This window comes from Microvirga arvi, assembly GCF_016892765.1.
GTDB classification, from domain to species: domain Bacteria; phylum Pseudomonadota; class Alphaproteobacteria; order Rhizobiales; family Beijerinckiaceae; genus Microvirga; species Microvirga arvi.
In genome coordinates this window covers 1-10,832 of the sequence record NZ_JAFEMD010000100.1, presented here as the reverse complement: position 1 = coordinate 10,832, position 10,832 = coordinate 1, and the positions used below count along the sequence as shown (strand labels likewise).

The following is a 10,832-nucleotide window of genomic DNA, read 5'->3' as shown; positions in this document are numbered from 1 at the left end:
ACCATCACCGCAAAGGATGCCCGAGGCTGGATCAGGCACGCCGGCTATGCCCTACAGTGAGCCCAAAAGCGCTCTAACAAAACCGCTTGCACTGGTTGAAGCAGACGAGAGCGCATCCGAGTGTGATGAAGGCCAGTTGGATGTCCTCACGTCGTTCATAGCGAATAGTGAGTCGGTGGAAGCGGTTGAGCCATGCCAGTGTGCGCTCCACCACTCAATGATACTGCCCGAGCGCTCGTTGCAATCAACGCCGCGGTGGGAGATCCAGTGCGTGATGAGCGTTGGAGGCATTCGCTCCGGCAGCGGCGATGGCCGTAAGCCTTGTCGGTGAGCAGTTCTCCAGCCGACATCTCGAGCGGCCGCGTCCACGGCGCACTGGCGGAACCGCATCATGGGTGACGGCCAGCATGAGGCTGTCATGCCGATTGGCTCCCCTCAGGCTTAGGCCAAGCGGTGTGCCCGCCCGGTCGACCATAACATGGCGCTTCGTCCCAGGGTTTCCGCGATCCGTTGGGGTTCGGACCGGTCGGGGTGCCCCTTTCTGGCCGCAATGGCAGAGGAGTCGAGCGAAGCCCGGCTCAAATCGTGTTTGTCGGCATCCGCCTTGCGCTCCAGGAGGGCGCGATACAGACGTGTCCACATACTGGCCGCCAGCTAGTCGCGCAACCGCCAGCATGTCATGCCTGAGCAACCGATCTCAGAAGGCAGCATCTTCCACGGGATACCCGAGTGCAGGACAAAGAGGATGCCCAAAAGAGCGGCTCAGCCATCCTGCGCGAGGCGTTCGATTCCTGGAACCGCGCGTTCCGGCGTTTTCGCCGTTGAGCGCAGGCCGGGATTCTCATGTGTCTTTTACAGTTCCTCTTTGGTGATCCTGATTTCGAGTATGCGCTCAGCGATGGCACAATTAACCGCGCCCGTCAGCACGGGACGTACGCAAAAGGGAGACCTGTCCAAACACACACGTGGGATCAGGGGATGAAGGACTGTGCCGCTCGACAATTAACCTAATTCAACGGGAGCATTATGCATCGCGTACCCGTCTGCATGGTTCCTCAGACAGAACGACCAGAATCGCCCGCAAGTGCTATGACTTCACGCCTAACAGGACTTGGTAACTAGGACGAATCATAGGTGAGTTCGCTACAACGTTTATAGCATTCAATGAAAATGAAGGTATTATTGGTCTTGAATAGGGCTAAGTCGCTGTGGACAGACGGCTACCTCAATAGGTAGGTAATTCCTTTGCGCAGGTGCGGGATTTGCAGCGACCTGTACACATATCCTTATGCCGTGCGGGACTGGTAAGTCCGATTTGGTCAAGGTGCAAACAGTCCACACCAGCATTTTGGCTCATTATTTCGGAAGTCACATGCTTGACAGATTAGGTCCAGTTAACTCGTACGTGCCGGAGTATGTGCCTGAGCAAGGAGCAGGAAATGACATACTCAACATAATTGAATTTCTTTTTAGAAACAAATGGATCATCGTGGGATCGTTCTTGGTCGCACTAGCGCTCTCATCTGCGTATATCCTAATAGCGCCCGTACGTTATACAGCGACGGCGCAAATGATCCTCGACCCGGACAAAGGCAACATCGGTCAACCGGAAGGGAGGGGCGAGGGGCCTGTCGATACTGCAACCGTCGAAAGCCAGATCGTAATATTGAAGGCTGAACGCATTGCACAGGCTGTCGTCAATGATCTGCATTTGGACCAGGATGAGGAGTTCGTTCCCTCCAAACCTGGCATCAAGCAAACAATCTTGACTATGCTAAGTGGCACAAGCCCTCCTCTCAACGCAGAAGAGCGCACTCAGGTCGCCCTTGAGCGCTTGCAGAAGTCCCTTGAGGTGAAAAGGGTCGGCGTCAGCTATGTTATAGATGTTGCATTCTCCTCTAAAGGAAAACACAAGTCGGCCCTAATAGCCAATGCTGTCGCGCAAGCATATTTGCAAACCCAGGCGGATATGAGGAACGATACGATCCAAGCAGCAGACAAGTGGCTTGAAGACAGATTGAGTGTCATTAGATCGGAGACGATTGCTGCTGAAAATGCAGTACAGGAATTCAAGGCTCAAACCAAGAATGCTGCGTCAGGTGCAGTTCTTGTTGATCTCGAGAGTTACGCTCGGCTGAAGCGTAATCTCTACGAAACATATATGCAGCGGCACATGGAAATAACCCAGCGCGAAAGCTCGCCGGCGGTTGTAGCTCGCGTTCTCTCCCGTGCAAATCCCCCATTAGAACGAAGTGAACCGAGAACATTCCTTGTATTTGGGATTGGGGCAGCGTTGGGACTAGCCTTAGGGTCTGCGATAGCATTCATCATTGAATGCATTGCAAAATACCGCGAGAGCCGAGGCGGTTACTAACCGATCATTTCACCTCATCGAGGACGGGTGCAACAGCATGCTCCGGAAGAAATATATACTCGTAAAGCTACGTACGCACCTTGCGAGCATGCATACCATAAATATGCAGAGCTTATGCATCGCGACAATTTCGACGATTTTGGCTGTGCTTCCAACGGGCGCCAAGGCGGGATTTCGCTTGAATACTGGTGATGCTGTAGAGATCTCGATAGCGGGAGTTCCTGAATTAAAGACGCGGGCTACAATCGACCTTGACGGGAACGTTATGGTTCCCGTTGTTGGAAGTGTTCCTGCCGCCGGATTATCAATTGGTGATCTATTGGAAAAATTGCGAGCTGCGTTCGCAAACAGGGCGATTAGCGTGAGAGGAGTTGATGGAAGGACTGTCATAACTCCTGTGGCTCAAGAAGATGTTTCTGTAAGCATAGCAGAATATCGTCCAGTCTATATTTCCGGTGATATAACAAGGGCAGGCGAGGTACCCTATCGCCCAGGATTGATCGTCCGACAGGCCATTGCGATTGCTGGTAGCTACGATATCGCACGTTTGAGAAGTAACAATCCTTATATAGAGGCTGTGAACTACAATGCTGAGTATGCGCTGCTCATGAACGAACTCCAACAGGAAGAGGAGCGTAAGCAACTGATCTACAACGAGCTGAATATGAAAGGAGATGACAAAGCGATCAACAACAAAACAGATAACGTAGATTGGCCTCAACGGAGTTATATGGCTGAGCAGTTTCGTGCTCAGGATGTCGATTTTCAGAACGATGTCGCTCACCTAAGGAGAACAACAGAGCAGATAGGCAACCGTAGCTCAGCTTTGGATGAGAAGAAGACGAAAGAAGAAGAAGGTCTGAAGGCAGATATAGAAGATTTCGAGCGATCGAAGGCACTTCTTGAGAAAGGTACAACATCGATCCAGCGAGTTACAGACGCGCGACGTGCTATGTTGCTATCTGCTACACGCGCCCTGCAAACCGAGGTTGAAGCAGCGAGGGCGACTCTGGAGAAGGACCAAATTGCTCGATCTATGCAGAAACTTCAGGACCAACGCCGTATCCGAATTTTTACTGAGTTACAGGACAATGCAGCAAAGATTCGGCGCATTCAAACTCAGCTGAAAGCTGTCAAAGGGAAGCTGACGCTTGTTGGAGCGCTCAAATCCGCTTGGAATGATTCAAAGATGACTCAGCCGCAGATAGTGGTTCATAGAACCGACGGTAAGCAGAGAGAACAGATAGCGGCTACTGAAGATACTCCACTTATGCCAGGGGATTCGGTGGAGGTGATCCTCCCCCTAGACCAGTTTTAGACTTATCTATGTGAAGCACCTAGGGCCTGTCATCTCTAAACCCAATCGAGTGTAGCGGCGAGGCAGAGGATGCCCATGAGTGATGATGCGGTTTTTCGTACTGCGTAGCAACGGCTCGCCATTGCATCAATCAGGCCCAGTGCCGCTCGACTACAATGCGGTTGTTGTAGATCCGCGCGGGGCATGCCACCGGCGCTTCATAACGCTGCGGCGGGATAGCGAGGCTTTCACCGATGCTCCAGATGTGCTCACGAAAGACATGGCTGGTGTGGCCGCGATCTCTAACCACCCACTTTGGCACTCCCGGCAGTTGCTCCAGCAGCGGGATGGCATAGGGTAGTTCATGGTCATGCCCAGGGGCGATTCCAAGCTCGATGGCGTGGCCAGAGGCGTCGGCGATCACGCAAGCGTTAGTGCCATAGCCGCCATAAGAGCGGCCAAGTGCTTCACGATCAACTCGTGGAGCTTGAGAGCCCCTTTTCGGCGAGCCCTGCCGCCTTGTGCGCTTGCACGCTCGTGCCATCGAGGAACACCATGCCGAGCTTGATCCCACACTCCTGCACTAGGGTTAGCAAGCGCTCCTAGACGTCAGCGCGTGCCTAACGGATGAAGATTTGGGCCGCCCGCCACCAAGGTCCCAACTCCCCAGGGATAGCCCGCTACTTGGCGCGGTTCTGATGCCGCCACAGGATGACCGAAAGGTTGCGCCGCAGGTCCTGCGGCGGGTTCTTGCCTTTCGGTCGGCACGCTTCAATCGGTGGCTTGAGATGAGTCCATTGTCCGTCGCTGAGCATTGCTCCTCCTTAGCGCAGAGGAGCAAAACGCAAACCGATCCAGTCAGTTCAAGAGATAACGCGCACTGGCACTACTTTGGCACTTTCATCAGGGAACCAAGGGTAAATTCGGCCCGGCAGATTGGACGTCGCAGGCGCATGGCGTGCGTGATGTGAACAAGCAGCCGGCGCCGGATGGCCGGTAAGCTGCCTTGTGGCCGGACGTGGCGTACACCTACCGTTTTGTGCACGCCGTGGCGCATTGGCTTGGTAACCCGCACGAGGGGAGCGCTGTGATGGTGCGGCGGCGGGTGAACGGGTTGCTAGGCGCGATGCAGCGGCATCGGGCCAAGGCCGGCACGCTGGCCGGCGCCTTCGATCATTTCCAGAAGGTCACGCGAAGCTATCGACCTTGATTGTTCCACACTTATGCAGTGCCGGACCTGCCGCGCACCAACAACGATCTCGAACAGCTGTTCGGCTCTCAGCGCTATCAGGAGCGGCGCGCGACCGGGCGAAAGACAGCGGCCCTTGGTGCGGTTCGGCGCGGCTCGGTTCGGCTGCTCGCTACCACTGCGACCCGCATGCAGGCGCCCGCGGCGCGAGATTTGGGCGCCGCGAACCGGGAGCACTGGACGAGCTTGCGTCAGCGTCTGGAGAGATGCCGCCGCGCACGAACCCTGCGCACCCGCTTTCGGCACGATCCCGCCGCCTACCTTGCGGCTCTCGAAAAGCAAGCCTGCCAGCTAGCTTTGCCATCCTAGAAAAAGGGCCCAGCGGGAGCATCGGACCCTTGTTCTCTGGGACGAGACCGGCCACAGCTTCCGGATCCGGCCGGGCATGACCTGAGCGCGGCGCGGGCTGACCTTGCTGCTGCAGCGGGTGAGCAAGCGACGCGAGGTGTCGAGCATCGTGGCGGTCACGCCGCTCGGACGGCTGTATGCCCGTCATTTCCACACCTCCATCTCGAGCCGCTGTGTCATCCAGGCCTTGCGCTTCTTCCGCTAAGATTTGTCATGCGCAAGAAACGGTTCTCGGTGGAGTAGATCATGACCGCCCTGAAGCAGGCGGAGCTGGGGTTGCCGGTGGCCGACCTGATCCGGCAGGTCGGCATTTCGGAGCAGACGTTCTACCGCTGGAAGAAGCAGTACGCGGGCCTCGAGTATGACCAGATGCGGGAAGTCAAGCAGGTGGTTGAGGAGAACGCCCGCCTCAAACCGCAGTACCTGTTTGCCAACAACGGCGCGTAGTTCACCGGTCACATAGTCGATCTGTAGGCGTATCACCATGGCACCCGACAACGCGCATAATGAAACGTTCAACGGCAACTTGCGGGATGAGTGCCTGAACCTGCAAAGGTTTGAGACCATCGCGGAGGCTAAGCGGATTATTGAGGCTTGGCTGAGCAACTACAAAGAGAGCCGTCCTCACATCGAGCTTGGAGACTGAACGACGCAGGAATATGCTTTGCGGATAAGCCCTTCGCCGCTGGCGCAGGGGTCAGGAGCCGGCAAATGCTAACGCCGAGCCTGGACCACCAAACACAAGCGCTTCAGCAGCGGTCAGCACGAAGGAAGCACTCTGGAGCACTATCGGTGAACTCGTTGATGCGTTCTCACGCGATGAGTGCAGAAACTATCAAACCAACTGCAGATACGAGTTCACCTAATTGTAATTACCCAGGCCCTTGCGCGATGCGGGTTTGGCTGATTCCATGTCCGGATGGGCCGCAGCGATCTTGAGCGTCTGAGCAAGGAAGAGCTGATCGAGTTGGTGCTGCGGCTGCAGCGGCCGTCGAAGACCTCGCGCACGTCCTCAAAGCCGCCCGCGACGGATCGCAAGGAGCGTCGGGATCAGGCCAAGCCCGGTGGCGCCAAGCCGGGGCATGAAGGTCACAGCCGCGCCATGAGCCCGGATGTGGATCGCCTCGTCGACCATCAGCCGGACCAATGCCCATGCTGCCGCACGAGGCTGGCGAGCGATCTTCCCGCCTGGACTGTCAGCGAACATGACACAATCGAGCTTCCCGCGATCAAGCCGTGGATCGAGCGTCATCGGCGCCTGGCGGTGCGCTGTCCGTCCTGCGGGACGCAGGTTGTCGCCCCTGTGCCAGAGGCGGCAAAGGGGACGCCCTTCGGGCCGCGTGTCCATGCCATGGCGACTTATCTCAAGACCTTCCAGGCTCTGTCCTACGAGCGGCTGCAAAGCGCGTTTGCGGATCTGTTCGGGCTCACCGTCAGCCAGGGCGGCCTGATGAACATGCTGCGCCGGGCGCAGGGCGCCTTTGCGGCCGAGCGTAACAAGGCCATCGCGGCGTTGCGCCAGGCCCGGGTCATTGCCTCCGACGAGACCGGCGTCCGGATCGAGGGCTCCAATGCCTATCATTGGGTGTTTCGCTGCGCCGAGGCGGTGGTCCATCACGCCTCTGCGACCCGGGGCGCCATCGTGGTCCGGACCATGATGGACGGGCACCGGCCCGCGGTCTGGTGTTCCGACCGCTACAGCGCGCAACAGGGCCATGCCGACGCCCACCAGACCTGTCTGGCTCATCTCGCCCGCGACGTCGCCTATGCCGATGAGGCAAGCGAGGATGTCCTGCCCTCCCGCCTCAAGCTGTGGCTGCACCGGGCCTTTGCCCTGGCGGAGGAGGTCGCAACCCTTGCCGCCTCGACCCTCGCCCGCAAGCGCCGGGCCCTGGAGCGAAGTCTGGAGGCGATCCTGGCCGCGCCGACAGCCTGCGCTCTGGCCCGCGACCTGCAGACCAAGTTCCGGCGCGCCCGCGATCAGCTTCTGACCTTTGCCCACTGGCCAGGCATGGTTGACGCGACGAACAATGCCTGCGAGCGCGCCCTCAGACCCGCCGTCATTCAGCGCAAGGTGACCAATGGCTATCGCGCCATGTGGGCTGCCGAGGGCGAAGCGGACATTCGAACCGTCATCGATACAGCTCGTCTCGGCCCCGAGACCAATGCGTTCAAGACAATCCTTCAGACCGTGGCCGCCTGAACGTCAGTTCGAGATGGGGCGTGGGTAATTACACCTAATTAGAACCCGCTCTATGGAAATTCCACTCAGACGCCGTTTTTAGTCACTCTCTGAAGGGGTAAGCAGGATGCATTGGCGAAGGCATAGCACATCCCGAAATGGTCAATGATGGGCAATTGATAAAATGATCATTATCAGGTTGAATACTTATCAAACTGAAATTATCGAGAATAGCTTTCGATATTCTATCGTTATTCACCTATGCAGCGAGCGAGGATAGTATGCATAGAGAGAAGCGGGTTCTTGTCACGGGCGGAGCTGGATTTCTGGGGTCGCATATCTGCGAAACCCTTCTCGATCTCGGATGTCACGTCATATGTCTGGACAATTTTTATACCGGCACACGAAGCAACGTAGAACATTTATTCAGCAATAGAAGGTTCGAGTTGCTTCGTCATGACGTAACTCAGCCCCTGTTTGTAGAGGTTGATGAGATCTACAATATGGCGTGCCCGGCATCGCCGATTCATTATCAGCACGATCCCATCCAAACTACGAAAACGAGTGTGCTCGGTGCTATCAACATGCTCGGTTTGTCGAAGCGCCTTAAGTGTAGAATCCTCCAGGCCTCGACAAGTGAGGTCTATGGCGATCCGGATGTCCACCCGCAGCCTGAGCACTATCGGGGAAGTGTAAATCCAATTGGCCCACGTGCATGTTACGACGAAGGTAAACGTTGCGCAGAGACGCTCTTTTCCGACTATCACCGGCAGCATGGATTGGCTGTGAAGATTGCACGCATCTTCAACACCTATGGGCCGAGAACCCATTGGAATGATGGACGGGTCGTATCTAGCTTCATTGTCCAAGCACTAATGAATCAAGACATAACAATCTTTGGCAATGGTATGCAGACCCGTTCTTTCTGTTATGTTGATGATCTCGTGAGTGGACTCATCAAACTGATGTCAATGCCGAATGAGATGGTCGGACCTATCAACTTGGGAAATCCGACTGAAATTACAATTTATGATCTCGCGACAAGGATTGTCGAACTCACGGGCTCCAAGTCCAAGATTGTATATTGTCCCCTTCCAAAAGACGACCCAAAGCAGCGTAAGCCGGATATCAGCAATGCACGGAATCTCCTTGACTGGACTCCTAAGGTCGATGTGGAGGAGGGGCTTACGCGCACGATTGCTTACTTTGACACGCTCCTAAAGGAGACGAAGATTAGACACTCCGCTGAACGGTATCGTTCCAATGTCTTGGCTTATGTCAACTAGTGGGACAAATGCAGTTTAGCTCTCCGAAACCAACGGGCCAACAACATTGCTCTGATCCACAAAAATCAGCTTCTTTGGCGTAAATGCTGAACAGCGCGAATGGAGCACATCAATCAACACGGCCAGTTGTCTGCGGGTCCGTGTTCAATGATGAGACATTCGTCGGGATCGATTCTCATCTATTTGAGCAAGCTTTCCATAGGTTTAGACGAGGGGCGAAGTCAATCAAGTCTGGAACTTAGATCAGACAAGATGCTCGATATGGAGGGGGTACAGACCTGCAAAAACCTTCAGCCCAGAATCTCCCGAGGAAACTAACGATGAACAAAGTATCTCGGTTGTACCAACACAGACAAGATCCTGCACAGGGCACACTCCGTCTTCGGAACAACATATGGTGTGATCTACAGCCATTCAATAATTCGCTGGCCCAGATTCCCCTGGTATCGAGCAGGACTCCAAGACGTTATCTCTTCGGTCATGCGAAAAGATCGCTTGATATAATAGTTTCATCGATTTTGCTTATACTCCTCTTTCCACTTCTACTAATCATCGGCTTATTAATCAAATTGAGCAGTCGAGGGCCGATCTTTTTCACACAGTTTCGCTATGGTGCAGGACTTAAAGAGTTTCGTATTATCAAGTTCAGATCGATGTATGTCACGGAAGCGGTCGATACTGCAAAGCAGGCGACAAAAGACGACCCTCGCATCACGCCGATTGGACGATTTATCAGAAAGAGCAGTCTTGATGAGCTTCCTCAACTCGTGAATGTACTGCGCGGTGAGATGTCACTGGTCGGACCACGTCCTCATCCCATCTCCCTTGATCATTATTATAAAGATTTGATCCCTAACTATCTCGACCGGTATAGCGTCAGGCCAGGTATTTCCGGTTACGCCCAAGTCAATGGAGCTCGTGGTGAGACACCAACTGTTGAATGCATGAAAAAGCGTATTGGATATGACTTGGCGTATATAAAGACAGCAAATCTCCTAGGTGATATTTGGATATTGTGTCGAACTGTTCACGAGGTTTTAGCCTCTCGAACGGCATATTAGGACTATGTTCGCTGAGGGGGCAGTACTCTTTCGATCCGAGGTGATCCTAATCTGAACGCAGGTGTCAATTAGAGACTGCGAATCGTCTTTATGGTTTCACTTTGGAGTGTTGGCATGCATCTCACAACGATTGAAAGATTTCGAAAACGTACTGCTCACATGATAGCCGTGAAGCCGCAGATCGTTCGTTTGGAACGAGGCGTTCTGACTATTTGCTTTGATGATTTCCCGAAGAATGCATGGTCTATTGGCGGTGCTGTTCTCTCAGACCATGGTGTTCGGGCATCATATTTCGTAAGTGGATCTTTGTGCAACACCAGGGCAGACGGAATTGAGTATTTTGATGAAAGAGACTTGCAGGATGTCTGGTCTGCCAAGAACGAGGTAGGTTGTCACACCTTTGATCATGTAAGCGCACTAAAAGTATCTGCGCAGGGTTACCAAAATTCAATCTTAAAAAATGCAAAATATTTAAAGAATGTATTAGGATGTGAAAACATTCGAAGTTTTGCCTATCCTTACAATCACACATCTGTGTTTGCGAAGATATTCACTCGGCGGCAATTCCAACTGGCAAGAGGGGTTGGCACGCGGGCGAATGGCAAGTTTACCGATCTTTCCGAGTTGTCAGCAATCAATTTATCGCGATCGTCCATTGCGGCTTTTCCCATGAAGGGAAGGTGTTTTCACGATATAGGTTATTTGGTTGATCGTGCAGCAACTCAAAAGGAGTGGCTTATCGTCTACACTCATGACGTCTCCGATAAACCATCTGAGCATGGGTGTCGAAGCGCAGGTTTAAACGAGTTGATCATTCGAGCGAAATCTGCAGGTTTGGATATTAAGCCGATGAAAGATGTGGCTCCATTGTTGTGTCTGTAAATAAGAGCTTTTTCATTAGAAAAAACAGATTCCGTTGAACATTAGATATATTCGCGTGGATCTGGTTAGCGCATGCTAGAGCGCTTTTGGGCTCACTGTAGGGCATAGCCGGCGTGCCTGATCCAGCCTCGGGCATCCTTTGCGGTGATGGTG

Annotated in this window: 10 protein-coding genes and 3 pseudogenes; 11 read left to right on the top strand and 2 right to left on the bottom strand. The window is 54.1% G+C overall.

Features of this window, described 5'->3' with window-relative positions; genetic code table 11:
- Positions 1-73: 73 nt before the first annotated feature.
- Positions 74-762: pseudogene (locus ILT44_RS31300) on the bottom strand (IS5 family transposase); the annotation flags it as partial.
- Positions 763-1,372: 610 nt separating this feature from the next.
- Here ILT44_RS31300 and ILT44_RS28595 point away from each other — a divergent pair.
- Positions 1,373-2,374: a GumC family protein gene (locus tag ILT44_RS28595; RefSeq protein WP_204243004.1), complete on the top strand. Its 1,002-nt coding sequence runs from the start codon at positions 1,373-1,375 to the stop codon at positions 2,372-2,374.
- Between the two features lie 37 nt (positions 2,375-2,411).
- Complete coding sequence (locus ILT44_RS28590) at positions 2,412-3,692, top strand: polysaccharide biosynthesis/export family protein (RefSeq protein WP_204243003.1); 1,281 nt, start codon at positions 2,412-2,414, stop codon at positions 3,690-3,692.
- A gap of 35 nt (positions 3,693-3,727) precedes the next feature.
- On the opposite strand, the pseudogene ILT44_RS28585 reads toward ILT44_RS28590, so the two are convergent.
- Positions 3,728-4,486, bottom strand: a pseudogene (locus ILT44_RS28585) (IS5 family transposase).
- Positions 4,487-4,689: 203 nt separating this feature from the next.
- Between ILT44_RS28585 and ILT44_RS28580 the strand changes: the two are divergent.
- The 9 genes and pseudogenes from ILT44_RS28580 to ILT44_RS28550 all read left to right on the top strand — a co-directional run bounded on the left by ILT44_RS28580 (position 4,690) and on the right by ILT44_RS28550 (position 10,679).
- Complete coding sequence (locus ILT44_RS28580; protein ID WP_204243002.1) at positions 4,690-4,881, top strand: hypothetical protein; 192 nt, start codon at positions 4,690-4,692, stop codon at positions 4,879-4,881.
- On the top strand, positions 4,882-5,229 hold the full coding sequence (locus tag ILT44_RS28575) for a hypothetical protein (RefSeq protein WP_204243001.1): 348 nt from the start codon (positions 4,882-4,884) through the stop codon (positions 5,227-5,229).
- Between the two features lie 118 nt (positions 5,230-5,347).
- Entirely contained in the window at positions 5,348-5,473 is a 126-nt protein-coding gene (locus ILT44_RS31590) for a hypothetical protein (protein WP_255549959.1), read from the top strand.
- Between the two features lie 41 nt (positions 5,474-5,514).
- Positions 5,515-5,682: pseudogene (locus ILT44_RS32055) on the top strand (transposase); the annotation flags it as partial.
- Positions 5,683-5,752: 70 nt separating this feature from the next.
- Positions 5,753-5,914 carry an integrase core domain-containing protein gene (locus tag ILT44_RS32050; RefSeq protein WP_372441283.1) on the top strand — a complete coding sequence of 54 codons (162 nt, stop codon included), beginning with the start codon at positions 5,753-5,755 and terminating at the stop codon, positions 5,912-5,914.
- Between the two features lie 273 nt (positions 5,915-6,187).
- On the top strand, positions 6,188-7,471 hold the full coding sequence (gene tnpC, locus ILT44_RS28565; protein ID WP_204243000.1) for an IS66 family transposase: 1,284 nt from the start codon (positions 6,188-6,190) through the stop codon (positions 7,469-7,471).
- A gap of 260 nt (positions 7,472-7,731) precedes the next feature.
- Positions 7,732-8,736, top strand: coding sequence for a UDP-glucuronic acid decarboxylase family protein (locus ILT44_RS28560; protein ID WP_204242999.1), 1,005 nt, complete (start codon positions 7,732-7,734; stop codon positions 8,734-8,736).
- 320 nt (positions 8,737-9,056) lie between these two features.
- Entirely contained in the window at positions 9,057-9,797 is a 741-nt protein-coding gene (locus ILT44_RS28555; protein WP_204242998.1) for an exopolysaccharide biosynthesis polyprenyl glycosylphosphotransferase, read from the top strand.
- Between the two features lie 114 nt (positions 9,798-9,911).
- Complete coding sequence (locus ILT44_RS28550; RefSeq protein ID WP_204242997.1) at positions 9,912-10,679, top strand: polysaccharide deacetylase family protein; 768 nt, start codon at positions 9,912-9,914, stop codon at positions 10,677-10,679.
- The last annotated feature ends 153 nt before the right edge of the window (positions 10,680-10,832 follow it).